21 protein-coding genes are annotated in these 24,250 nt (G+C 55.6%); 12 read left to right on the forward strand and 9 right to left on the reverse strand.

Features of this window, described 5'->3' with window-relative positions:
* Together FJ146_10190 and FJ146_10195 are read right to left on the reverse strand one after the other, a co-directional pair.
* A partial coding sequence (locus tag FJ146_10190) for a hypothetical protein (GenBank protein ID MBM4252328.1) occupies positions 1-1,144 on the reverse strand: 1,144 nt, incomplete at its 3' end.
* A gap of 2 nt (positions 1,145-1,146) precedes the next feature.
* Positions 1,147-3,126, reverse strand: a complete 1,980-nt coding sequence (locus tag FJ146_10195; GenBank protein ID MBM4252329.1) for a radical SAM protein — start codon at positions 3,124-3,126, stop codon at positions 1,147-1,149.
* A gap of 186 nt (positions 3,127-3,312) precedes the next feature.
* Between FJ146_10195 and FJ146_10200 the strand changes: the two genes are divergently transcribed.
* Positions 3,313-4,998 (forward strand): hypothetical protein, encoded by a 1,686-nt coding sequence (locus FJ146_10200; protein MBM4252330.1) that lies wholly within the window; start codon positions 3,313-3,315, stop codon positions 4,996-4,998.
* Position 4,999: 1 nt separating this feature from the next.
* Entirely contained in the window at positions 5,000-5,935 is a 936-nt protein-coding gene (locus FJ146_10205; protein MBM4252331.1) for a hypothetical protein, read from the forward strand.
* Positions 5,936-5,952: 17 nt separating this feature from the next.
* Here the strand turns inward: FJ146_10205 and FJ146_10210 are convergent, their stop codons facing one another.
* Positions 5,953-7,059 carry a DUF2183 domain-containing protein gene (locus FJ146_10210; protein MBM4252332.1) on the reverse strand — a complete coding sequence of 369 codons (1,107 nt, stop codon included), beginning with the start codon at positions 7,057-7,059 and terminating at the stop codon, positions 5,953-5,955.
* Between the two features lie 69 nt (positions 7,060-7,128).
* A complete protein-coding gene (gene nadB, locus FJ146_10215) occupies positions 7,129-8,730 on the reverse strand; it encodes an L-aspartate oxidase (protein MBM4252333.1) in 1,602 nt (533 codons plus the stop codon).
* Between the two features lie 136 nt (positions 8,731-8,866).
* Here nadB and pgsA point away from each other — a divergent pair, with 136 nt between their 5' ends.
* From pgsA to FJ146_10230, 3 genes are all read left to right on the forward strand, one after another.
* Complete coding sequence (gene pgsA, locus FJ146_10220) at positions 8,867-9,436, forward strand: CDP-diacylglycerol--glycerol-3-phosphate 3-phosphatidyltransferase (protein MBM4252334.1); 570 nt, start codon at positions 8,867-8,869, stop codon at positions 9,434-9,436.
* A gap of 149 nt (positions 9,437-9,585) precedes the next feature.
* Complete coding sequence (locus FJ146_10225; GenBank protein MBM4252335.1) at positions 9,586-10,458, forward strand: hypothetical protein; 873 nt, start codon at positions 9,586-9,588, stop codon at positions 10,456-10,458.
* 76 nt (positions 10,459-10,534) lie between these two features.
* Positions 10,535-11,509 carry an adenosine kinase gene (locus FJ146_10230; GenBank protein MBM4252336.1) on the forward strand — a complete coding sequence of 325 codons (975 nt, stop codon included), beginning with the start codon at positions 10,535-10,537 and terminating at the stop codon, positions 11,507-11,509.
* A gap of 29 nt (positions 11,510-11,538) precedes the next feature.
* Here the strand turns inward: FJ146_10230 and FJ146_10235 are convergent, their stop codons facing one another.
* Positions 11,539-11,844 carry a hypothetical protein gene (locus tag FJ146_10235; GenBank protein MBM4252337.1) on the reverse strand — a complete coding sequence of 102 codons (306 nt, stop codon included), beginning with the start codon at positions 11,842-11,844 and terminating at the stop codon, positions 11,539-11,541.
* 133 nt (positions 11,845-11,977) lie between these two features.
* On the opposite strand from FJ146_10235, the gene lepB reads away from it, so the two are divergent.
* Together lepB and FJ146_10245 are read left to right on the forward strand one after the other, a co-directional pair.
* Entirely contained in the window at positions 11,978-12,772 is a 795-nt protein-coding gene (gene lepB / locus FJ146_10240; protein ID MBM4252338.1) for a signal peptidase I, read from the forward strand.
* 156 nt (positions 12,773-12,928) lie between these two features.
* Complete coding sequence (locus tag FJ146_10245; protein ID MBM4252339.1) at positions 12,929-13,231, forward strand: hypothetical protein; 303 nt, start codon at positions 12,929-12,931, stop codon at positions 13,229-13,231.
* Positions 13,232-13,347: 116 nt separating this feature from the next.
* On the opposite strand, the gene FJ146_10250 is transcribed toward FJ146_10245, so the two are convergent.
* Positions 13,348-13,578 carry a hypothetical protein gene (locus tag FJ146_10250; protein MBM4252340.1) on the reverse strand — a complete coding sequence of 77 codons (231 nt, stop codon included), beginning with the start codon at positions 13,576-13,578 and terminating at the stop codon, positions 13,348-13,350.
* Positions 13,579-13,742: 164 nt separating this feature from the next.
* On the opposite strand from FJ146_10250, the gene FJ146_10255 reads away from it, so the two are divergent.
* Positions 13,743-14,420, forward strand: a complete 678-nt coding sequence (locus FJ146_10255) for a glucose-1-phosphate thymidylyltransferase (GenBank protein MBM4252341.1) — start codon at positions 13,743-13,745, stop codon at positions 14,418-14,420.
* Positions 14,421-14,581: 161 nt separating this feature from the next.
* Positions 14,582-16,144, forward strand: coding sequence for a protease (locus tag FJ146_10260; GenBank protein ID MBM4252342.1), 1,563 nt, complete (start codon positions 14,582-14,584; stop codon positions 16,142-16,144).
* A gap of 94 nt (positions 16,145-16,238) precedes the next feature.
* Here the strand turns inward: FJ146_10260 and FJ146_10265 are convergent, their stop codons facing one another.
* Positions 16,239-16,943 (reverse strand): hypothetical protein, encoded by a 705-nt coding sequence (locus tag FJ146_10265; protein MBM4252343.1) that lies wholly within the window; start codon positions 16,941-16,943, stop codon positions 16,239-16,241.
* Between the two features lie 308 nt (positions 16,944-17,251).
* Here FJ146_10265 and FJ146_10270 point away from each other — a divergent pair, with 308 nt between their 5' ends.
* Positions 17,252-18,457 carry a hypothetical protein gene (locus FJ146_10270; GenBank protein ID MBM4252344.1) on the forward strand — a complete coding sequence of 402 codons (1,206 nt, stop codon included), beginning with the start codon at positions 17,252-17,254 and terminating at the stop codon, positions 18,455-18,457.
* A gap of 36 nt (positions 18,458-18,493) precedes the next feature.
* On the opposite strand, the gene FJ146_10275 is transcribed toward FJ146_10270, so the two are convergent.
* Positions 18,494-20,653: a glycosyltransferase gene (locus FJ146_10275; GenBank protein MBM4252345.1), complete on the reverse strand. Its 2,160-nt coding sequence runs from the start codon at positions 20,651-20,653 to the stop codon at positions 18,494-18,496.
* A gap of 218 nt (positions 20,654-20,871) precedes the next feature.
* Between FJ146_10275 and FJ146_10280 the strand changes: the two genes are divergently transcribed.
* Positions 20,872-21,492, forward strand: coding sequence for a hypothetical protein (locus tag FJ146_10280; GenBank protein ID MBM4252346.1), 621 nt, complete (start codon positions 20,872-20,874; stop codon positions 21,490-21,492).
* A 174-nt stretch (positions 21,493-21,666) separates the two neighbouring features.
* The gene (locus tag FJ146_10285; protein MBM4252347.1) at positions 21,667-22,761 is read left to right on the forward strand and encodes a hypothetical protein; all 1,095 of its coding nucleotides are present in this window, start codon (positions 21,667-21,669) and stop codon (positions 22,759-22,761) included.
* Positions 22,762-22,764: 3 nt separating this feature from the next.
* On the opposite strand, the gene FJ146_10290 is transcribed toward FJ146_10285, so the two are convergent.
* Entirely contained in the window at positions 22,765-24,144 is a 1,380-nt protein-coding gene (locus FJ146_10290) for a 3-deoxy-7-phosphoheptulonate synthase class II (protein ID MBM4252348.1), read from the reverse strand.
* Positions 24,145-24,250: the final 106 nt, after the last annotated feature.

Below are 24,250 nucleotides of genomic sequence, written 5' to 3' on the forward strand. Positions count from 1 at the left end.
GTCCGACCGCCGCGAGGCGTGCCAAAGCGGCAGCAATGGATGGGTGTGATGCTGCCGGGACGTCACTCAGGCGGTAGCTAAAGCGTGGGTCCGCTAGCGCCTTAGGTCGCAGATCGAGAAACCAGCGGCCTCCTACCTGACACTGACCAATCTCCCACAAGCTGCTACGGGGATCGTTCACTAACTCTGGAACAGCATCGGACAGCATCTTAACGGCCTGCCACTTGGCTGCATTGCTTAACTGAGGCAGCTGCAAGCGGTAACGAACGGGACCATCTGTCAACGCACTGAGGAGGGCGATCACAGGTTTGGCTCCCAGCGTAGTCGCTAGCGCCGCCAAAGATCCATCAGGCGTCATAAACGGTACTGGTAAACTAAAAGTAATGCTTATACGGCAGCCCCAGAGTTTATCTAAATTCCCGTCGTGACTTATCTGAACGATACCCTCACCTACCTTAGACGCATCGAGCCAACCTTTTTCCCGTGCTTCTGCAACAAGCAAATCTTCTAGACCGCGACGACACCGCAGCCATACAGGTACGGCGCTCGGTAGTTGAAGATCGCCCCGTATGCGGCCGCCTTCCTGCCGCTTGACCTCGCGTTGAATGATCAACTGAGCTTTTGCTGCGAGTCCCTGAAAAGCATCGCTACTGACAGATTCCATATGGCGTGCGGCATCTTCGCGCCCCACTTTGGCGAGTGCGCGGATAACCGCTTTTTTTACCTCATCACGCTGACCTGGGGTGGCAAGTAGGCGTAGCAACGCCGCCTCACTCTCTGGTCCAGGTAGTCGACCAAGCGCTGCTATCGCATTCAACTTAGCCTTGAAATCCTTATCACCGAGCAGGCTGAAGATAAGGGCGCGCAGGACTGGGTCTTCGTGCTGTGCTAGTAGTTTGCCAGCCAACTCCGTCAATCTCGATCTTGCCGGCCTCACGCTTGCACTTAGGTGACGCACGACTGCGGCCACAGCGGCAGCCCCTGCACGCAATAGGGCCCGCGCGACGAACGTCGCCTCGGGCTCCTCCACCACTCCGAGGAGTAGGCAGAGTTGATCGATGTCGCGCGCTCCCGGGGTGAAGCCCGGGTGTTTGACCTTACTCAGAAGATCATGGTTTTCTGGACTAACCTGAGAGAGCCTCATGTCTATACTCGCTGACTGCGTTTGGGCGCGAGCGCACGACGCACAAGATTGCGTGGGACTGAAGCCTTCGGAACGGAAAAATCAAACCAGAACCGGACATCCTCGTCCAACCCTACCCCGTGCATAAAGTTGTAGACGGCCTTGCGCAGGGCGATGCCTAGTGCATCGTGATCGACTCCGGTTGGATCGTGGAAGTCGAGATCATTGTGAGCGAAGGTGACATGCGGCATGGGTAGGAGATTGATGCCGAATTTTTCTGGATCGCGTCCGATGGGGCTATGCGCTGTTACCGAGAAGCGGTGCCAAAATGCTGAAGTTAGACAACCCGCAGCGAATAGTTGACGGACCCTCTCGAGAGCATCGACGGTCTCCGCAACTGTTTGCGTTGGAAAGCCGTACATCAAATAGGCATGCACTAAAATCCCGGACTGGGCCAGGGCATGGGTGACCCGGGCCACTTGCTCGACCGTCACGCCTTTATTCATGAGTTTTAGCAAACGATCCGACGCAACTTCAAGGCCACCACTGACGGCAACGCACCCAGCTGCCCGGAGCTTTGCTGCTACTTGGGGCTGCGCAAACGTTTTTTCAAACCGGACATTGCCCCACCACGTACAAGTAATGTCGCGGGCTAGCAACCGTTCCGAGAGCGCGAGCAATGTTTTGGGAGGCGCCGCTTCGTCGACAAAATGAAATCCGGATTGACCCGTCTCCTCGATCAGAGAGACCATGCGGTCAGCAATAAGCTCAGCCGATTGTTCTTCATAAACACCGATATAATCGAGACTCGTATCGCAAAAATTACAGGCTTTCCAGTAGCACCCATGGGCCAGGGTTATTTTATTCCAGCGCCCGTCTGACCACACCCGATGCATCGGATTTAGCATCTCGAGCAGTGACAAATAGCGATCAACAGGTAGCCCGTCGTAGGTGGGGGTACCAGTATCGCGCAGCGGAATATCATGTTCCATGGGCGATGATTTAAGTACGACCCGCCCCTGCTCTCTCACATAGGTCCGCAGCAGTTGTACTTGGCCTCTCTTTCCCTCCAGATGATCGAGCAGACAAAGTAGCGGACGCTCACCATCATCGAGGGTTATGAAGTCGACGTAATCAAAGATTCTCGGATCGGACAGGGAGCGCAGTTCCGTGTTAACGTACCCACCGCCCATGATGATCTGAATGGATGGATCCAGTTGGCGTAGGGTCTCAGCAATGCGGAGACCACCGTAGACGTTGCCGGGGAACGGGACGGTGAGACCGACCACAGTCGGCTTGTGCTGTTGAAATAACTCTACCGTAATCTCACGCAACAACTCATCAACTAGCGTCGGAGCTGCTGTCAGAGCTGCCGCTAGAGGGTCAAAAGTTGGCACACTGGCGGCTAGCTTCTCTCCGTAGCGAGACAAGGTGAAATGCTCGTCCACACCATCATGGATGACATCGGCCAGGTCGTCGAGATAAAGCGTCGCCAGATGCTTAGCGCGATCTTGGACGCCAAGTGCACCAAAGGCCCAAGCGAGAGCATCTGCATGTCCGTCTCCGTAGGCACCGTCACCAGGGGCGAACTGCGCTAAGGCCGCCTGCATACGCGGCCCCTCGGGCAAGAAGTCACCACCCGCTATGCGCATGGCTAGGGTGGGATCGCCCCCTTGGAGAAACCGCACGACTGGCTCAACGGTCCGCAAGTAATCGGGAAGGTTGTCTAAGAAATGGCGCACCGCTACCGAAGGCTCCGAAAGCTCCGCAGGCTTCGACCGTTTCTTGCCGCCAGATTTTGATCCGGAGCTGAGGCGTGCCCGGGCGAGTTCGGCCACCCTAGTAAGCCCGTCGCGCGAGAACAGTCTGAGCACTAATGCCAGGGCTGGATCCGCTTGATGAGTCTCGTACCCTCGTGCACGCAGAAAGCCGGTCAAGTAGGCCGTCGCTGGGTACGGGGTATTGAGTTGGGTCATTGGTGGGGTAAGAAGCAAGATGCGCATAGCGCCGGCCTTACCATAAAGCCTGGCCTCGCGTCCATGCCGACCTGCGCGCTAAACAACTGAATACGCAGCGCTTTAGTAAAGCGTTCGTTGTTTAAGAAAAATAAGCTGGAGTTACAGCATCTTAAGTTGATCACTGGGGAACCGATACGCCGGGGGGAGCATTCTCACCTCGGAGGAAATCGCATGGACGTAGGTCACAGGCAGGGGGACAAGCAGTCCGTAGTCCCAACCGCCGCCCTTACCGCCACGGGGATCACCACATCCCTATTGGCGGCCGGATGCCTCTGTCTATTGGCCGACGTCGCCAGTATCGACTGGTTAGGACTTGGTCGCTCTAGCGAGTTCCGTTCCTTGGCGGAGCGCCTGGCAGCACTGCCACAAAACTTTACACTCGCCACGAGCGAATCGGTGCGCACGACAGTCGACGAATTTCTCAACTATCTAAACGTCACGGTCTTAGTTCCGCGCCTGGTCGTCCAGGTGCTGATCGGGATTAATGGCTTGATCCTTCTTGCTACGGTGCTCTCGCAGTTTCTGATCTGGACGTCGCGCCACCGATTAAAGTCAGACGCCCAGCGAGCGCGGCAAAGCCATGCAACAAATAGCCAGAAGAGTCTAGAAAAGACGACCTTGGACTCGACGGTCGATGATGTGCGGCTTTTTGATCCGAGCGCTGGTGACAACTACACTCCCGAAACTGCTACCAGTCCAGCTCTGTGTGATGCCGCCAATGCACTCCTGGAAGCTAATCGGCGGTTATGCGGCGTCAAACAGCAGTGCCAAGATTATGCGAACCAGACAGCATCAGCCCGCGGGGAATGGTATGCCATCGGCACGCAACTCTGGCATATCCGGCAGCTGCAGGACCGTGGCCTCGAGACCGTGCGCAGTCTGCGCAAGGCTACTTCGTCGATGATGCTCTCCTTCAAGGATACGCTCAAACTAGAGGCCGCTCTAGCCGGTAGGATTGACGTCGTTTCCATGCACATAAGAGACCTCGAAGATCGCTCGCGGTCAACAGACGACCTGATTAAAGAGACTGACCAAGCGCTAACGAATTGTCGCAGCGAGGTCAAGAATGCCGCTTCGTTAGTCACGAGTCTCTCCGATCGTGCCAAAGAAATCGTCAGCATCATTGGCGTTATCGACGATATCGCCGAGCAAACGAATCTCCTGGCACTCAATGCATCAATTGAAGCGGCGCGTGCCGGAGAGGAAGGCCAAGGCTTCGCTGTCGTGGCAGACGAAGTTCGGAAACTAGCGGTACGCGCCAGTGCCGCTACGCGGACCATTACATCTCTACTCATGACCATCCAGTCAGAGGCTGTCGAGGCGTCGGGCCGGCTCAGCAGCGGTCACATGACTGTGGGCGACGCCGTTCATTCGCTGCAGAACCTCGGCAGTGCTCACACGGGGAGTAGCGGCATTGTCACGAGAATGATCGACGACGTCACCATCATCGAACGCGAACTCGAGCAATTGGTAGACACTTTAGCAACCACGCAAAAAGAATGTGTCACCATCAATGCTAATACGGACACTCTATCGAAGACGCAGCAGGTCTGCACGGAAACCAGTGCCAAAATCGGTAGCGAAATTCGTCATGCAGCGGCGAGTATGGACCGCGTGTCGCGGATCTTATCACGTCAGTATCACTCGCTTGCGCACTGCGAAAGCCTTATTGAGGGCGCCACAGTTGCGGCGCGGAGCGCCACTCCGAAAGCGAGCAGCCTGCGTGCCTTGGGAGAAGTCTTGACCAGCGATGAGCCGGCGGTAACGCCTAAACAGGCCTTTCATATTATTCGTAACGAGCCGACCCTGCATTTGGATAAGCTGAAGCCAACGTTGACGATCAGTAACGAGGTTTGAATTGTCGTTCAACATTAAAGATCGTTCGTTAGAGCTGCGCCTTGAGCGTCACCTCAGTGACGCGCAACGCGATGTGTCTGACGCATTTGAGCGTCTGAGCTCAGGAACGATCTTTACCTCGAACGAACCCAGACCGTCTGAACGCGCCCTAGCTGAAGGCCTCGAATTTAAGTTACGCGGACTTTCGGCCGCCAAGCGAAACGTTAACACGGCGATCAACCTGATCCAAACGGGCGAGGCGAGCTTGTCTGAAGTCAGTAATGTTATTCAGCGCCTCAAGGAAATAAATATCTCGGCAGCCAGTACGACGCTCAGCGACCGCGATCGCGCCTTCCTTTTTATTGAGTATCAGGCACTCCACGACGAGATCAACCGGATCGCTGAGACCACCGAGTTTAATGGTATTCCACTACTCAACGGGATTTCGGATAAAGTCCCTGAACGACTTGTACTACGGGTAGGTGATCCGAGTCGCTCTGGCAATCAGGGCGATAAGGGCACTGATCTAAACGTCATTGAGTTTAACGAATTAAAATCAATCGTAGCAACTACTTCGGGACTTGGTCTTAGATCAGCGGCTGACATCCTTGGCGGCGTCGACGAAGACGGTGTCAGCCTGGACGACGCGCAGGAAATGTTGGAGCCGGAGGATAGCGATCAATTTGCCACAGTTTACGACGAGGCCTTGAATCGTCTGGCCTCGCATCGTGCTCTTTTCGGCTCTATTCAGACCCGACTCAACCGGGCCGTGGATTTTATCGATGTTTACCAAGAGAACATTGCGGCCGCGAAATCATCCATTGCTGACGTCGACTATGCAGAACAGGCAGCGGCCTTGACTGAGTCACGCATCAGACTGCAAGCCAGTACAGCCATGCTTGCGCAGAGTAACATCAATTCAACTCAAGCACTCAACCTACTCAATAATTTGCGTTGACAAGGCGAGCCACGCCGTTACCGTGCCGCGCTTAGGGCCTCTTGCCACCGCTTGGCACATTGGATAAGCGCTGACTCCGATTGGAGACTTAAGGCACCGCCGTCGCAGTTTAGACTGTGAGCGAAGGTTTCCGCCAACTCCGGCCGCACGGCCTCATCAGCATGTAAACGCTCGATGGCCTGCGTACCCGCCACACCGAGTGCACAGTCAGCCCCAACTTTGTCGACCAGTGCCTTTAACATGACAATCAGCTGTGACTGGGTCATCCCGTGCTGGTTGTGAAAATGGCGTGTGAGTTGCCAGAGGCATTCTTCGGGAACGATGCCAATTTGCATGAGGAGCAAGGCGGCTTGATAAAAGTTGTCAAATTGCTGCACGATGCCACTTAGCGGCGCAGATTCCGGTAGCTGATAGCCGGGCACATTTCTAATCAAAACGGCGACGACTTTTGCGCCATTTTTTAAAGGCAGACCTTGCGCCAGATCAGCTGCCACCTCCGGTTCGACGCCGGCGTGCTCCAAGTAGCGACGGTAGCCCGAAGGACTCAATTGCCCGTCGGCAAGTAGTTTGATGCCAGAGTAGATGTAGGCATCTTGCTCCGCGTTGTCGCCAATGAGCACGAATTGCGCGCCTGGTCCGGCACCAGCTAACAGATTTAAGATGGCGAGAGACTTATAAGCGACATGCTGCCGCAAAAGGTCCATCCGCCCCATCATCAAATTGTAAGCTTGGTCCTTAAAGGTGTCCGAGCTCCAGTCCAGTCCATCGAGCATCATCTTCTCAGTCAGGACTGACCTAAGTTGCGGCGGCGATGAGGACACAAAATGGAGGCAACGCGGAAATCCCCCGGCCTCTGGGAGCGGCGCATCGTATTGCCCCCATCTAGCTAACTGCAAGACCTCTGAGGCTCCTGTTACCGTCACTTTGTCAGTGGCGTCCTCGAAGGCGATCCGCGCCATCCTGATGACGCTCTCGAATTCCGTTTCCAGGTAGGTTTTATCGATATCACAGACGATATGAACCCCACCCAGGTCACAGCGCTCCAGTTGGCGCGAGTCTACGAGCTTGGCCAACTTGTAGCCTTGCTGCCTAGGTCGCCTTAAACTCCGCCAAAAGCTCACCATGGTGACCCTAGCCCTCCCCTTTTATGATGACCCGAGGCGATCCACATAGGAAGGGTAAAGTGCAAAAAATCACCTCATCACCGTGTCCTTGCACCACTCGAGATCTCTGGGTTCTGGGCAGTCGATATTGAAATGAATGCCGCGCGACTCCTTCCGCGCGATCGCACAGCGGATCGTCAAGGCCGCTACCAGCGCCAGGTTGCGGACCTCTAGCAGGGCATCTGTGACACGGTAGTCCCAGTAGTAGGTGTCGAGCTCGTCGCGCAGGGCATTGATGCGACTGAGCGCTCTTTTAAGCCGCTTATCGCTGCGGACAATACCAACGTAGTGCCACATCAGGCGTCTGATTTCGTCCCACACATGGGAGAGCACCACCAGTTCATCCGCCGGCGCTGTGCCCTGGGGATGCCAGGCTGGCACATGAATCGACGTCAACTCACTCACGGTCGGATCGTAAGTCTGACCTAGTACATCCTCGGCCACGCGATCGGCGAACACCAAGGCCTCGAGTAGGCTATTCGAAGCCAGACGATTGGCGCCGTGCAGCCCCGTGCAGGCCGTCTCCCCGAGCGCATAGAGTCCCGTAACCCCTGTGCGTCCGTAACTGTCGGTGACAATGCCGCCGCAGCTATAATGCGCGGCCGGAACCACCGGGATCATGTCGGTCACCATGTCGATGCCGAATTTTTTACAAGTGGCATGAATCGTCGGGAAGTGCCGCAGAATAAAGGCTTCGCCCAAATGACGAACATCGAGGTAGACGTTCGTTTCGCCCGTCTGCTTTAGCTCGCTGTCGATGGCACGCGCCACGATGTCGCGAGGCGCTAGCTCGGCCAGCGGGTGATAGTCGCGCATGAATTCGATGCCACGCCGATTTTTTAACTTGCCGCCCTCTCCGCGCACCGCCTCCGAGATCAAGAAGTTCTTGGCTTGGGGATGATAAAGGCAGGTCGGATGAAATTGCATGAATTCTAAATTGGCTACCCTACAGCCAGCCCTCCACCCCATGGCTAGGCCATCACCTGTCGCGGCGTCCGGGTTGGACGTGTAGAGGTACACTTTGCCGTGTCCACCTGTGCAGAGAAAGGTGTTGCGGCTGCGAATCGTCGCAATTTCCTGATTGCCGCGGTCGAGGACGTAGGCGCCTAGACAACGATTTTGCGCAAAATCAGGTGCGTACTTGTCGGTGGTCAGCAGGTCGACAGCCATGGCGTTTTCGATGATGGTGATATTCGGCTCGGCTTTTGCCCTCTCGATCATGGTCGCTAGGACGCCCCTACCCGTAGAATCGTCGACGTGAATCACGCGGCGGTGCGAGTGTCCGCCCTCTTGTGTCAAGTGATATTGCCCGACCCCACCATCATCGGCTGAGAATGGGACCCCCCAATTAATGAGTTCCCGGATTAGACGCGGACCCGAGTTGACGACCAGTGCGACCACATCGCGGCGGCACAGACCGGCTCCTGCGACCAGAGTATCGTCGATGTGGCGCTCGAATGAGTCCGACTCATCGAGAACGCTTGCTATGCCGCCTTGCGCCCACCAGGTGTTACTCTCCGTCAGACCGCCCTTAGCAATCACGGTGACACGCTGCTGCCGCGCCAACTTGAGAGCAAGCGTCAGACCAGCGATGCCCGAACCGATGATCAGATTCTCTGTAAAGCTTTCCACGGTACCTCACTAGCCTCGTTCAAGATTCACCGTCCACAATAGTGGTCGGACTATAGCCGGACCCAGCAGCAGTTGGTTGACATTCGTACGCAGCACAGCCAAATTGGTCTAGCGTTACCTGATTACAAAGGTTGATATGTCGACTATTTCTGCTACTGGTCAATGGCTTAAGCACCTGCCAAACAAGCTGACGATCGCTAGAATCCTGGTGATTCCGTTGCTGCTGGGGCTCTATCCGCTGACCAATACGCTGCACATTCCCTGCGCCGTGCTTTTTGCTCTGGCGGCAACTACCGACCTGCTTGATGGCTATTTAGCGCGAAAGTACAGTAATGTCACGCCACTTGGTGCCCTGCTAGATCCCATTGCTGACAAGATGCTGGTTGCGGCTAGTTTGGTGTTGTTGGCCAACTCTGGCGCCGTGCCAGCCCTACTCGCTGGGCTTCTTGTATGCCGCGATATTGGCGTCAATGGCATCCGTCTCATGGCGCTGGAAAAGCACATGCGCATTGAGGTTAGCGAGTTTGGCAAACTGAAGACTCTGGTGCTCCTGTGGGCCATCTTCTGCCTGATGATCAATCAACCGCTCTGGGGTATCCCGTTCCGCGAGATCGGGATGGTATCACTCTGGATTGGCCTCCTAATCTCACTATATTCGGCCTGGAATTACGGTGAGCGCTTTTTGCAAATGAGCAAAAACGCGTAACCACCTCCAGTGATGATAGCCAACTAGGCCGGCACCGCCTCTTGGATCCGGGGAGTATCCCTAGGCTATAACTAACATTTTTCCCCAACCCACCGATGCAAAGACGACGACCCGGGAGAACCGCCGGGACGATGGGAGAGCACGCGACTTTGCAACTTTCACTGCGCAGAAATTTAGAAATAAAGCTTCTGACGACCTCTAAGGAGGTCAGTCTCAGGCGTCTGCGCGGTTTTTCGGCTCCCGTTGGGGCCAAAGCCGACGTCATTAATTCCGTCGATGAATTACTCGTTAAGCTCAGTGCAAGCCCCGACGAAAAGTCTGAGCATATTGTTCTGCACGATCTATCGATACCGTTAACTGACGATCAGCTTAGGACGCTCTCGTCGTTAGCCAGAGTCTATAGGATCGGTCCGGTTGGGTCGGTTGGCAGCGCCAACACCATCCCTGGGACGCAGGCTGAACTGCAGGCCGAATGTAGGCTTGCCGACTTTTTCGAGTCGATCATCGTGCGCCGCGCTCTGCCGCACATATGGTCCTGGCCTCCGACGATGCGACCGGAAAATCTCCTTGGGTGGGGCCACGCCGTCACTCAGTGGCAGCCCAAGCACGGGACGGAACTGGCCGAGGTGGGCCGGAGTTTCCACGAGAGCCTAGCTCTCACTGGCAACGGCCGCCGTCTCATCGAGCTACTCACGCATCAGGCGCTGACGCGCCTACCTATTCTGGATCTTGAGGTCAGCGAGGCCACATTCGGCTGTGACGGGGCCGTCATCTTGATGAGTCTTACCTGCGAATTCACAGGCGCCGGGGACATCAATTTACCAGCCATCGCGGCCGAAATACGGGCCTACCAGCTACCACTCGCAACGCTGACGAATCACGGCGCCAATCAAATCGAGATCATGGGCGTTGCCGCTGGTAATCCCAATCTGCCCATTGCTGGTGCTGGTATGCTACTGCTCCTGGACCGCGAAAAAAGGTTGAGCACGCCGCCATCCGCGACCTTACCACGGGCCGTCTAACAACTCGCCGGTGACAAGTAGGGCATTGCTCGGTACATTAACCGGCTCAAATGGCTTTTTATGCGGAGTGAGCGCCATGAAAAATCTGGACGTGGTCGGTATTTGTAATGCACTTGTGGACATTTTGATTCATGTCGATGACGCTGACCTGGTCGAGTTGGGCCTCCGTAAGGGCGTCATGCATCTGGTTGACGGTCCGCGTCAGGCCGAGGTTCTGCACCACTTTAAAGATCGTCCTCATGCCGTCGAGCTTGGTGGGTCAGCCATGAATGCGATCCGCACTCTGGCTCAGCTTGAAAAGCGCACCGCCTTTGCCGGCATGGTTGGTCCCGATAGCTTTGGCGAAAAGATTTCGGCTCGCATGCATCAACTCGGCATCAAGGCGCACCTCGGCAAGAGCGGGGAGCCAACGGGCTCCTGCGTCATTCTGATTACGCCCGATGGTGAGCGCACGATGAACACGCACCTTGGGGCGAGCCGTCTTTACGGTCACGCCGAAGTCCCACACAAGGAGATCGAGCACGCACGCGTCCTCCACTTCTGCGGCTACCAGTGGGACACTGATGACCAAAAGACAGCTATCACGCAGGCTATTGCTACCGCTAAGACACATGACACCCTGGTCTCTTTTGACGTTGCTGACCCCTTTGCCGTGGAGCGCAGCCGCGACGCCTTTGTGAGCGTGATCAAGGACCACGCTGACATTGTTTTCGCCAATCGGGAGGAGGCCAAACTACTTTACGGTACTTCGGCAGAGGACGCAGCTGAGCGCATTGCAGCGACTGGTGCTATCGCCGTCGTCAAACTGGGAGCCGACGGCGCTCTCGTCCAGAAGGGCCGTGAGCAACATCGCATACACCCCGTGCCCACCCAGGTGGTTGACACGACGGCCGCCGGTGACATGTTTGCGGCTGGTTTCCTGTACGGCTTCACATCCGGCAAGTCGCTGGATGTCGCTGGCCGTATTGCCGCCACTTTGGCCAGCGATGTTATCAGCCGCGTGGGCGCTACGGTGTCCGATGTGGCCTTGGGCACGGCTGCCAAAATCTAAACTGTACCCATATTGTACCCATTTCATCGCTACCACGGCTCGGGACTGAGCGGCTGCTGACTAAAGCGCCGCTCGGTGGCCTGGGGCGGGAAAAAATCTGCACCTTTGACCAGGTCCCAGTAGAGTGCCTCGGCTTCAGACTTCTTGACGAACTCGACGTGGGACTCCCTGAGCTCCTTGAGTTCGGGAACGGTGTAGACGACGTTAACGCGGTAGCGGCCGGTGGCTAGGAATTCAAACCAGACTTTATTAGCGGTGTAAGCCATACCAACGTCTGGCCCAGCGCCAATCCAGCCGCCGACCAGGGTGCAGAGTTTGCATATCAATCGCCGCACAGATGCCTCCTATCATCTGCCTATCGGCAGGAGCCTGGGTCGGCTTGAGGCCCAGGAATTCGCGGGTGACATCGTAGCAACTGTGGTATATCAAAAGACTTCTTAAACACTGTCAGCGGAGCCGCAACAGCCGATGTCGACCACGCCAAGTAATGTCCAGGAGCTTAGCCCAGGTAGTGACGCCACCCCCCTACCGCAACATCTCAGCGCTAAGCCGGGTTTTTTCAGTTTTGACAATTTACGCAGCTTAGGTGTCCTCCTGGTAGTCATTCTGGCGCTACGCTGGTCGATAGCATCGCCCTACCATGTGCCGACCGCTTCGATGGAGCCGACCATCAAGGTGGGCGACCGCCTGCTCGCTTTCAAGCTTGCCTATAACCTCAAGGTCCCCTTTACCGAGATCACTTTGGGCCATTGGGGTACGCCAAAACGGGGCGACATCATCGTCTTCAAATACCCTCGCGATCCGGATGTCGATTACGTCAAGCGTGTGGTCGCAGTGGGAGGCGACGAGGTCAAAATTGTAGATGACATTCTCTATGTCAACGATGAGCCGCAGGCACGCACCGGGGTCATTGACGACCGCGCCGTGCTCGACGATATCGACGACCAAAAAGACATCAAACTCCTCTACAAGGAGAACCTCTTCGGCACCGAGCACTACGTGATGCAAAACGTCGCGCAAGCGCGTCACTTCAATCACAGCAACTGGCCGTCACCTGCCATGGCACCTTATAAGGTGCCTGAGGGGTCGGTGTTCTGCATCGGTGACAACCGCGACAATTCGACCGACTCTCGGGTCTGGGGCCAGGTTCCCCTGGATTACGTCCGTGGCAAGGCTCTGTTTGTGATCTGGAGCGTCTACACGCCGCGTGAGGCTACGTTGCCAGTGTTCAGGTTTAGTCGTTTTGGCAAATGGCTCTACTGAGGTTGCGCCGGACTATGCGTTTTATTTATTTATTTCGGATAGTTAAAATAAATCCCTGACAATAATCGAGAGCCGTTTAAACTGTTGCCGCTTTGTACCGATAAGTGGGTATAGCCGTGAATGGGACTCGCAACTGTGGGCTCTGCGAGGTGTACAATGGAAACCACTCAAGACGTTATTTTTGTTAGGGAATATTGGACCGGCGATTCTCGTGACGGGGCAGTCGTCAATGGCGATGGCTATCATTATTACCGCATGTCCAAATCCGGCCTGATCTTCGAAGCCTACGAGTTCTACGAGACCGACGATGGGTTGGAGGTCGCGTCACCCCTGCCCGAAATGCAAAATGTAGACTGGCTCAACGATTTGGGCTTTGAGGATATGGATGCTTTGGACTTCATTGACGAGCATGAGTTTCAAAGGATTCGCGTGCTGACGCAGCCGCATCTGAGGACCTGAGAGGCGGAAAGTAGCCTTCAGTCGAAGCTTTAAGCAGAAGACCTGAAAAGGACGGTACGTCCCTGGCAAAGCAGTTGCTTGGGGGGCAAACTTTTACATGGCGGACTGACTGAGCGTTAGACGCTCGCCTCTTCATCCTCAAAGTCTGTGCCATCGTATTCACGACGTCGCTGCGCGAGGACGTAACGGTACCAGCTCACCGTTTGCTCGACGAGCCACTGATTGGCGGTAAACTGTGCAGGAGGAATTAGCTCTTCACAGTAATCGGCAAGATCAGCTTCCGTCCCGTCTGGATGCGCGCGCATCCACTCCTTTACTGACTTTTTAAATCGGTTTGCATCAAACATGCAGAGCCCTTCCCGAGTAGATGGCTTTCTTCACCTTCCTGGTATAGATTGCCGTACCGGCCTGCTCCTCCGGCAGGCAAAAGTCGCACCGTTCCCTATGTCACCCTTCGGCATTTTTTGCCGAGGCTTTAGGCAGTGGATTCCGATTGAGGCACCTTACACGTATGACGACTGGCCAAATTGCGCTCTCATCATTTGTCGATTTGGCGGCTTGCACGCACGGCAGCCGTCTCCTCGAAACTAATGCCTTCGCCTATGTTGGCAAGGCCCTAGGCGTCTGGGTTGAGCAGTTACTCGACGATCTCGGTGTTGGTACAGAACCAAAGATTCACGGCAACGTCAGTCCTGGGGCCTACGTGCAAGGTCGCGTCTATATCGACGAGGGTGCCGTCGTCGAGCCCACGGCCTTTATTCAGGGTCCGTGCTACATAGGACCGGGAGCGGAAGTGCGCCACGGAGCTTACATTCGAGGGCAAGTTTACATAGGTGCCAAGGCTGTCGTCGGGCACACGACCGAGGTTAAGGGATCCATCTTTTTCGATCACGCTAAGGCTGGCCATTTCGCTTACGTAGGCGACAGCATTCTCGGGCGCGACACCAACTTGGGAGCAGGTACCAAGCTGGCCAATCTGCCCTTGCGGCGGTCCGTGATCAAAGTTAAGGATCCCGTTACCGATCAGTGGGTCAGTAGCGAGCTGCAAAAGTTTGGTGCCATCATGGGTGACAAAGCCCAGACCGGCTGCAATGCCGTCCTTTCTCCCGGTACGCTCTTACTACCAGGGACTGCAGTGCTGCCATGCGTCCATTACCGCGGAACCCTACGCCAGGGGTTTGCGCGCTAGGTCCAAGACGCTGCCGCCTCTTAGGTAATAAGAATTTATTTACATAATTTTCACACTCAGATATTCTGAGTCATATCTTTTTTTATCAAATTCCAACAATTCCTCGGTTTCGGAGTCGAATCAGCGGTGACACCTAAGGTTGCCGCTTCAGTATCTAATTTTTGGCAAGGAGGCCACTAGTGACTAGATACCTCGGTTCACGGATCGCATTTGTAGTCGCCACAGTATTCAGTGCCACACAGGCCTATGCCAAGGACTACATCGTCAAGTTTAAGTCGGATACTAGTGCTAGCACAGCCGCTAGTTTCGCCTTTTTTGAGGGTGGCGAAGTCAAGGATAGCTATGCGCGCGCGGGGCTCATCAAGGTCGATCTAGGCACGACCGAGAGTTTAGCCGACGAGGCCAAAACAATAACAAGATTACTCGCGCGTCCTGATGTTGAGTATGTCGTCGAGGATTTTAAACTCCATAGCATTGGCACCATCGGTGAACGAAGCGGCATCACTGATGCCCAGCGCCAATGGGCGCTAGATAAGGTCAACGCCGCCGGCGCGTGGTCTATTGGCAAGGGGTCACGCCAAGTGACGGTTGCCGTAATAGACACTGGCGCCGACTACACGCACAGCAATCTTAAAGACAATATGGTGCCTGGCTACAACTTCATCGAAAACAACGATGACCCGCAGGATATCGTTGGGATCGGTGGCAACCCTGGTCACGGTACTCATTGCTCAGGCATCATCGGCGCCCGCGGCATCGAGGGCGGCACCATCGGCATCACGCCGCACGTCTCCATCATGCCGCTGCGTTTTCTTGATGAAAACGGCCAGGGCGACTTGCTTAATGCCATCAGAGCTATCGACTATGCCGTTGCCAAGAAGGTGGACGTCGTCAGCGCTAGCTGGGGCGCCAGCGTCAGCGAGAGCCAGGCACAACCATTGATCGAAGCTATCGGTCGTCTTAACGATGCCGGCATCGTCTTTGTCGCCGCTGCTGGTAACGAGGGCGCTAACAACGACCGCACCAATTCTTTTCCTAGCAACGCACGCCTACCTAACGTGATTGCTGTAGCCGCATCTAACTCCGGTGACGGCAAGCCCTACTGGTCCAACTACGGCCGCACCAAAGTTGCGCTCGCGGCACCTGGCGATGACATCATCAGCACCTTACCTGGTGACCAGCATGGCTCGCTCTCCGGGACCTCGATGGCCACGCCATTGGTTGCGGGACTTGTCGCCCTACTTAAGTCTCAATACGACGGCACCCTTGGACCGGCCGAAGCCAAAGCGTTGCTCCAGACTACTGGCGAAAAGGTGAAAATCGAATCGGCATGTAATTGCCGCATTAACGCTGCCGCGGCAGCCGATGCACTGCACAACCACAGCCTAACTCTGGTGCCGACGGCTCATACGTTTACGCTTGGCGATAAGGGCAAGTTTGCCGCGTTTGGCGGTAGCGGCATCTACACCTATAGTTCGGATACTCCGGATATCTTGGCGGTCAAAGAAGACGGTACTCTGGAGGCGAAAGCCCTCGGCGACGCCATCGTCAAGGTTACCGACTCTCGCGGCGAGGCAAGCACGTCGATCTCCCTGCGCGTCGTGAATGACAAGGGCGCTGACGGTAAATGCCCATTCATCGGAGCGATCTGCCAGATCACTTGCACTATCAACCCAAACGTGCACTGGTGCCCAGCCAAGAAGAGCCCTAAATTCGGGGCCTGAGTTACTTCTCTACACGAGAAAGCCGCGGTGGCACTTATGACACTTACCACCGCGGCTTTTTTCATGGATCTTAGAGCTCGTAGAGCATTCCCGTTTAGAATCCGTTCACGATATCAAACATACCAGCGGTCAATGCGCTGGTGCCGTCCGGGTGCACCGCCTGGGCAGGACCCACGACGTTAAGCCACCCCTCAAAGGTACTCCCGTCGTCGAGCTTCACCACTTCGTCTCCTTTGGGGAACGACATCACGCTGAAGTCCATGATGTCAAAGTCCTGCAGCGTAAACTCCAGACTCGCCATTCGCGGATCCGTCAAGTCATCGGCTATGACTTTAATCTTATTCAGCCCGTAAAAGAACTTTTCCTTCCAAGCGGGGTTGGTCGGGTAAAACGACACGCGGACCTTACCGTCGTCCGTGGCCAAGAGCGAGTGGGTGCCGCGGTCAACCAAGCCCAGCCCATCACCTGGGACCTCTTCAGTCACCAATTGAACCGCCTTGCCGTCATCGTCGCCAGACTTAGTCACGTTGAGGAGTAGAAACTTAGGCGCACCCTCGATCACTTCCTTCTCAATTTCCACCGTGATCGTCTCTCGGGTCTGGAAGAACTTCTTCAGTCCCTGCAGCTTCATACCACCCGGTGTGTCAGTCGGTAACTTGGCGCTCTTCATCCGTGACGAGAGGGTTGAACCCACCGTTTTGACGTCCATTTTGGACCGACAGGCCGTCGTAGTTGCGAGTGCCACAGCTAGCAGGGCACACGCTAAACCTCGCGATTTTAATGTCATAATCGAGTCCATGTTGACCTCCGTAGCCGGATAGGACCGCCATGGGCAATCCGGAATCTACATAGACCCCTTCGGCACCTTAGGAGAAAAGTTGAGGACTTTTTTCAATCGCGGCATAAACATAGTTTTTTTAGATATTTAGCCGACGGCTGACGCCACTATTTATCGGGGAGGCAGAGCTTCGGATTCGAAAATTGTCGCGTTGGCTATCCCAGCGCCCTCAGCATTTGAAATTATCTACACAAATCACTAAACATCTAAAGTTTTTCGGCTAATGCGCCGATAAGCACGCATCGATTTAATGGATTAGAGGTAAGTCCATGAAAATGCTCGCGCGCGCACTAGTCATCATCGTGGCTGCCACATCCGCAGCCCACTGCGATAAGAACAAAAAGAAGGGTGGTCCCGAAGTCAGTAGCGGCGTGACCGCCTACAGCGAGCAAACCGGCCCTGATGAAACCGACACGGGTGAGGAGGCGCCGACTGCAGCCGCACTGCAGGGCTTCATCCCCGCACAAGTCTTACGTGGTCCAGGCAACTACCGGTCAACCAGCAGTTCTGACATCGTGTCCATAGTCAGCCTGCATTCGTACTTTTACCGCACCTCAATTGGTAGCGTTAAAGCACAAGGATGCCTGGGCCAGATCATGGCTCAGCAGAAATATACGGTGAAACAAGACAAATTTTCTGCCAAGTTTTTTGAGGCAAATCTCGTGAGCTGCTTTCAGGCTGATCCGGACTTTGCATCGCTGAAGATTACTAAGGCCACGCTCAATTTCCTCCACGAGGGCATCTGCCCCGGTGCTGATTTAAAGCGCTTTGACGGCGCTTCAGTGGCCAACGCGCAGGCCTATGCCAAACCGGCTGAATGTCTGTCAGAGATCTTCAATCTCTCCGTGATGATTAACGCCACGCTCATCAAAGGTAACAGCACGAGTTTGGTGACCCGCACGGTCAACATCGCGCGCATAGGCGATGGACAAATTCCGGTTCCAGGTGTCGCAGCGGCCCCTGCAGCGCTGACTCTGACAGAAGGCGAAGCAGCTGAAAAACCAACAACCACAACCAAAGACGGCGATGGCGCCATGGGATGCCTTTACACCGCCACTGGCGACAACAAACAAACCAGTAAGGGCTGCCAGTGGATTTCGTCGACCGTGGACTACTGGGTGCCTGCAGCCTATCCCGATAACCAATACATTCAGATCGTCGATCAGGACCTCGCGATCAACTCTCCTGCCGAAGGTCCCTACTATGCTGGGGGGCGCATGCTGTTTCTCATCAATGGATGGAAAGGTAGCATGGTCTACACTGCTCCCTATGAGCAACCAACATGGAATGCTAGCTACGGTGCCAATAACGTAGCGAGTGGCACCTTCGGTACTGCAGTACCGAAACCCACTCCTAGAGCTGATGCGACCAACCCGCCGTCGGCCGCACTCAAACTGGGCGAAGCGGCGGCTGCAGCGAATTGGAGTTTCCTGGACCTAGCGGCTAGTGCCATCTACCGCCCCTTCAAACAATAAGGCGGTAACGACACCGACGACCTAAATCGGTCATGTTTAGCTAGCTGGCGCAGCTTGACTAACGCGCCCGAGGCGTTGCAGATGCCCCCAGCCCACTGCACGTCCGTGCATGGCGGCTACAAAAGCTTTGAATAGTGGTACGAAGACAAAGTACCGGTAACCAAACTTTTGCGTCACTAACATGCCGCTTAAGTAAGGTAGACGTTTTCCCTCCCCAGCCAGCACCAGGGCAACCCCAGCGGCCGCGCAATCTATGGCCAAGAACATGAGGCCGTAAAGCACGACGTCCCAGCCCGCGCCACCGGCGATGCTGGCAATCAAGACGATATCGGCAAGCGGCACCAGAAATGGCAGGAGGAGCTGAAAGATCAAGACCTGAGGTAGCGTGAACCAAGCAAAGCCAGGACATTTCCAGTCTAAAAGTGCGCCACGATGCTTCCACACCGTTTGCAACGCACCGTAGGACCACCTAAATCTCTGGCGTAAAAGCTGCTTGATCGTCTCCGGCGCTTCGGTCCAGGCAATGGCTTTGGGGGCGTAGGCTACATGGTAGCCGCGACGGAGAATGCGGATCGTAATGTCTGTGTCCTCGGCCAGAGTATCAGGCTGGTAGCCACCGACCTCTTTGATGATTTCGCGCCTGAAGGCACCGAGGGCACCGGGGACCGTGTTCATCCCGTTGACGTATTCGAGCGCTTGGCGGTCCAGGTTCTGACCGATCATGTACTCAACTTCTTGCCACCGCGTCAGGAGATTGCGCGGGTTGGCTACCTTGACACATCCAGCGACAGCCGCGACGCGTGGATCGACAAATTTGAACAGCAGCTCGCCTATTGTGTCCGGCTGCATGAGCGTGTCCCCATCGATACTGACGATAAAGTCACCCGTCGCAAAGCGCAGGCCGTAATTGAGGGCCGAGGCCTTGCCGCCATTGGGCTTGCGCAGTAGACGCACTTGCGGATGATTGCCGTATGCCGCACTGGCGACAGCAAAAGTATCGTCGGTAGACCCATCGTCAATCATGATGATTTCGAGATTGCGATACTTGCTGGCGAGAACGTGCGAGATAACATTGGTGATCGCCAACACCTCATTGTAGGCCGGGATCATCACGCTGACCTTACCCCAATCCTGCTGCTTGTCACCAACCAGTGCCTCAGTCCGCTTGTTGCGACGATGCTGCAACAGCGCAAACGACACCATAAAGACGGTCCGTACCATCGCCAAAAACGCACCCACGGCGAAGGTCCATTCTAGGATGTCGTGCCAGGTGTCGCCACTGCTACCAATGCTCACCATCTTGAGCACCAAACGATTACCTTTAGCATAAAGACGGTCGAGCCATGAGCTGACGACTGGCATTACGTCTTCTCGGTGTTTACCCAGCAAGCCGGACAGTGTCGTGAAAGAGTAGCCGCGCCCACGCATGTCACTGATCAACTGGGGCAGAATAGTTGCGAGCTGCTCACCAGCACGCTCTGTCAGCACGAGGACAAAACCACCCTTGGCTGCCTGCACCTCGACACAAGAGCGGTCGAGTCCGAGTCTATCGAGCGTCATGCGCCGGCTCTCGCCGGTGGCAACGATATATTCGCCATTCGGATCGGCTGCGCCCACTACCGGCTGCAGCTGCAGCTGGCTCATCGGCGCGTTAGCCGTGTCGACTTGCAACCTGGTACTGTGGCCGGTCACCGCTTCGACAATCCGTAAGGTGGATTTAGCGTCTAGATAATCGGCTAGATTGGCAGCCTTGATCGTCGCGGGTCGGCGCGACTGGCCGATTTCATGCCCCTCGGCGAAAATCCGCCGGACTAGGTCGGACTCGGTCAGCGCCTGGTGGCCCTTGGGTACAAACGTGGCTGGTACCTTGAAGCGGGCCAGGATATCGAGCACATGCGGAGTTGTCTCGTCGTTGGGCCCACCCTCAATGAGCAGGGCCAGCTGTTTAGGCGCGAGCTTAGCGCCCTTGGAGCCGGCGACTTTAAGAGGGCCACTGATCACCGGAGCTGCCACCGCAACAGTCGGCGGTACAGCCGTTTTGGGCGCTTGGACTAAAGATAAAACCGAACAGACCAATAGACCAGCCATCAGGCCAAGAATCCCGCCTACGGTGGCTCCTAAAATGCGCCCACGCTTGCGGTTAGCAGCAAAAAATACCGGCTTGGTCATGACAGAGTCGTAGCTCGTATGGTGCATATTTGATTGGACCTTTGTGCGGACTGGCAGACGACGTCAGCAGCGAATGCAGGCGCAGTGTAGCACAGGCAGATTGCCGATTTCTACCTTTTGTCAAGACCAACCGTGCAACTTTCTAATAGTTATGGATAATTGTTTAAAATAAAGCCTGGGATTTTAATGATTTTCTCAAGCCAGTAATCACAATTGCCGATACAGCGGTTAATGGTAACCACCGGATGGCAGGCAAGATGGCGTATCGTCAAAGTCTTTTGCTGGATCTGCGTAGGCCGCTACCCAGGCTGCTGACGGCGCTCCTGTTTTTTAGCCTAACCGTTTTGGTTTTCAGTAAGTCCATGGGCGCGTTCCAAAGGCGCCAGGGTCATGTATTCCCTGACCCGCTGCTCCAGTTGTGGCAGCCCGTGTCTCTAAGTCTGCCGCTTTTTGCCCTCACCTGGGGCACCGTGATCGTCTGTGTCGCGGCGCTAGCACGCGACATACCGCGCCTAACCCATGTAACCGTAAGCTATTCCCTACTCGAACTCATGCGCATCGCGGCTATCTGGCTGGTACCGCTGGAACCGCCCCAGTCCATGATTTTGCTGAACGACCCGGTGAATGATGTTCTGATTTTTGACCAGATCGTCACTAAAGATCTCTTCTTTTCCGGCCATGTGTCGGCTATCTGGCTCCTATCTTTTTACTTCGGTCCACCGTGGCGCCTAGCCGTTCGCGTTATTGCCGTAGCCGTGGCGGGCATGCTACTTGCGCAGCATGTGCATTACTCGTTCGATGTGGCCGCAGCACCAGTTTTTGCTGCGATGGCCTTCAAGGCTGGTGGCCGCTTTCTCGCGCGCTGAAATTTTTGAAAAGCGAGCGTCCGCTGATCAACTGTGTCTAGTTTATAAACACAATATCGCGCATGCCGTAATGACTAAGCATCCTAAACTAATCGATATTTTGCTACAATAAGGCATGGCACGATTAATGCTCAGGCGCCACTGAATGATTTTTTAGCCTCGTGGAATCTCAACATGAAACACACGTCGATGATTATAATGTCATTAGCCCTACTCGCAACCACCGTGGTCGGCTGCATGCCTAAACAGCGGTCACACAGCAGTGAACTAGCCAACGCGCATGGCGGCTCCAAGCCGAAGGGCTACGCCGATAGACTGGTTAAGACCACCTATTTCGGTGGTAACAAAGATTGGCGCAACGGTCCTGGACCAGGCAACTTCGCCTGCATGGGCCTTCAAGGCGTGAACGAATGGTATATCGCCCCGAGCGATACCTTTGGTGACCCAGAGATATGGGACGGTGAGGAGTGTCCCGCCAACCCCGCTACGGGGATCCCCGAATGTACGCGGATTATGCAGGATAAAAAGATCTGCGGCCGTAAGGTCAAAATTAAATGCGGCGATAACTGCCGCGCCGATGCTCCTGAAATCGTACTCATGATCACAGATGCCTGTCCTAAAAATCATAAATCTAATGTAGGCGGAGCGTGCCAAGGTGGCCCGGCTTTCGATATTGCGCAAGCGGCCTGGGAGCGCATGCATCAGCGTGACGACAACATCAGTGTTTACTATCAGCGCGTCGACGACGCGACCCCAGTGGGTATCGTTACGCAATCGTCTACTAAGGCATCGGAAAATGTCGATGGCGAAGTTGCCTCGGACGGCAAGTTTTATCCCTTCTGTACCAACGGTAGCAACACAGGCGGCGGCTTTGGTTGGCAGCCTGATCTCGGCGGCCCCAACGGCGGATCGTGCAAGGTGCGCGGAGCGAGCACCGCACCGACGCCGTCAGTCAGCGGTGGTTCCGGCAATCTGGTTGCGACCATTAAAGTGAAGTCTAGTTGGCAGGACGGCTACTGTGCCGACATCGTCATCGAAAATCGCGGCAACGCCACCACCAATTCCTGGTCGCTCCAGCTGAATACCAACGGGTCCAAGATCACACAAACCTGGAACCTTGTCGGCGACACCTCAGGCAGTAACCCCACGCTCAAACCCAGCGCCGACTGGGCCGCTAAAATTAGTGCGGGCGCTTCAACCAGCGGGCAAGGCTTTTGCGCGAGCCGCTCCGGGAGTGAGATCAGTGTCGGCTCTGTCAATGCCAATTAGTGATTAGCCATGGTCGACTTGCATAATGTTGGCGATGACAAAAGCCATCTCCAAGCTTTGGCTGTAATTAAGGCGCGGGTCGCAAAAAGTCTCGTAGTTGCGACTTAAGTCACCCTCGCCTATGCCCTCGGCACCGCCGGTACATTCCGTCACATCTTCGCCCGTGAGTTCAAAGTGAACCCCACCCAGGCGACTGCCGTACTTCTTGTGCCCTTGAAAGCACGCCTTCAGCTCAGTCAAGATGGCATCGAAATCGCGCGTTTTGATCCCGTTCTTGGTCTTGATGACGTTGCCATGCATAGGATCTGAGCTCCACAGCACGTTGAGTCCAGCCTCACGCACAGCTGCAATCGCGGCTGGCAGGCATTTATCGACCTGACTCGCGCCGAAGCGCGTGATGATGGTGATGCGGCCGGGCTCGTTGCCTGGGTCGAGGGCTTTGATGATTTTGACCATGTCAGCAGGGTCGGCGGAGGGCCCCCATTTGATCCCGATAGGATTGGCGATACCGCGACAATATTCAATATGAGCTCCGTCCAGTGACCGGGTCCGATCACCAATCCAGAGCATATGGGCGCCGAGATTATAGTGCCTGCCCAGATGCGGGACGTAACGCGTCATCGCCTCTTCAAAGCCAAGGAGCAGTCCCTCGTGCGAGGTGAAAAAATCCACACTGCCCAGGGTCTCTTCGCGCACCCCACCAAACGATTCCATGAACGCTACGGCATCGCGGATGTTGGCCACAACCTGCTCGTAGCGCTGGCGATGACTACTCTTCGAAACGAAGCTGAGATTCCAATTTTCCGGATGGTGCAAGTCGGCAAAACCACCGGTGATCATCGCGCGTACGTAATTAAGTGTCATCGAGGCCGCGTAGTAACTCTGCGTGAGACGCTTGGGATCCGGCCGTCGCCCCTCGGGGTCAGGCTCGAACGAGTTGATGTTGTCACCACGAAACACCGGCATGCTGACCCCGTCGACAGTCTCAGTGTCGGCGGAGCGCGGCTTGGCATACTGCCCCGCAATGCGCCCTATGCGGATCACAGGCTGGCGCGCGCCGTAGCTCAGGACTACGGACATTTGCAAAAGGATCTTCAGCTTGCTGGTGATAGCCTCGGGATTGCAGTCTTGGAAGCGTTCGGCGCAGTCGCCACCCTGCAGAATAAAACGTCGCCCATGAGCGGCTTCGGCCAACTGCCGCCGCAAATTCTCGACCTCACCGACGAACACCAAAGGCGGATAGGAGGCGATCGTACTTAGGCTGTGCGCAAGCGCGTCTTGGTCCTGATAAGTGGGCTGCTGCTGAATCGGACGGCGGCGCCAGGATGAGGGACTCCAGTCAGCGGGGAGCTTGGGTACTTGGGACTCTGAATCTTTAGGCATTTGGTCTTCCGGCTTTGGTAAAAACAGCGTAACCTAAGATTTGCACATTACTGATCATCGCACTACCTGGGTCCCAGCGCCATGAGATTCTGGTCGGGCCAGCCGC

The organism is Deltaproteobacteria bacterium, assembly GCA_016874735.1.
In the GTDB taxonomy this organism is placed as follows: Bacteria; Bdellovibrionota_B; Oligoflexia; order Oligoflexales; family CAIYRB01; genus CAIYRB01.

Bases quoted from the DNA above. Each gene is read 5' to 3' on its own strand.
- FJ146_10195 (MBM4252329.1), bottom strand. From the start codon at position 3,126: ATGCGCATCTTGCTTCTTACCCCACCAATGACCCAACTCAATACCCCG.
- FJ146_10200 (MBM4252330.1), top strand. From the start codon at position 3,313: ATGGACGTAGGTCACAGGCAGGGGGACAAGCAGTCCGTAGTCCCAACC.
- FJ146_10210 (MBM4252332.1), bottom strand. From the start codon at position 7,059: ATGGTGAGCTTTTGGCGGAGTTTAAGGCGACCTAGGCAGCAAGGCTAC.
- pgsA (MBM4252334.1), top strand. From the start codon at position 8,867: ATGTCGACTATTTCTGCTACTGGTCAATGGCTTAAGCACCTGCCAAAC.
- FJ146_10230 (MBM4252336.1), top strand. From the start codon at position 10,535: ATGAAAAATCTGGACGTGGTCGGTATTTGTAATGCACTTGTGGACATT.
- lepB (MBM4252338.1), top strand. From the start codon at position 11,978: ATGTCGACCACGCCAAGTAATGTCCAGGAGCTTAGCCCAGGTAGTGAC.
- FJ146_10245 (MBM4252339.1), top strand. From the start codon at position 12,929: ATGGAAACCACTCAAGACGTTATTTTTGTTAGGGAATATTGGACCGGC.
- FJ146_10250 (MBM4252340.1), bottom strand. From the start codon at position 13,578: ATGTTTGATGCAAACCGATTTAAAAAGTCAGTAAAGGAGTGGATGCGC.
- FJ146_10255 (MBM4252341.1), top strand. From the start codon at position 13,743: ATGACGACTGGCCAAATTGCGCTCTCATCATTTGTCGATTTGGCGGCT.
- FJ146_10265 (MBM4252343.1), bottom strand. From the start codon at position 16,943: ATGGACTCGATTATGACATTAAAATCGCGAGGTTTAGCGTGTGCCCTG.
- FJ146_10270 (MBM4252344.1), top strand. From the start codon at position 17,252: ATGAAAATGCTCGCGCGCGCACTAGTCATCATCGTGGCTGCCACATCC.
- FJ146_10275 (MBM4252345.1), bottom strand. From the start codon at position 20,653: ATGCACCATACGAGCTACGACTCTGTCATGACCAAGCCGGTATTTTTT.
- FJ146_10280 (MBM4252346.1), top strand. From the start codon at position 20,872: ATGGCAGGCAAGATGGCGTATCGTCAAAGTCTTTTGCTGGATCTGCGT.
- FJ146_10285 (MBM4252347.1), top strand. From the start codon at position 21,667: ATGAAACACACGTCGATGATTATAATGTCATTAGCCCTACTCGCAACC.
- FJ146_10290 (MBM4252348.1), bottom strand. From the start codon at position 24,144: ATGCCTAAAGATTCAGAGTCCCAAGTACCCAAGCTCCCCGCTGACTGG.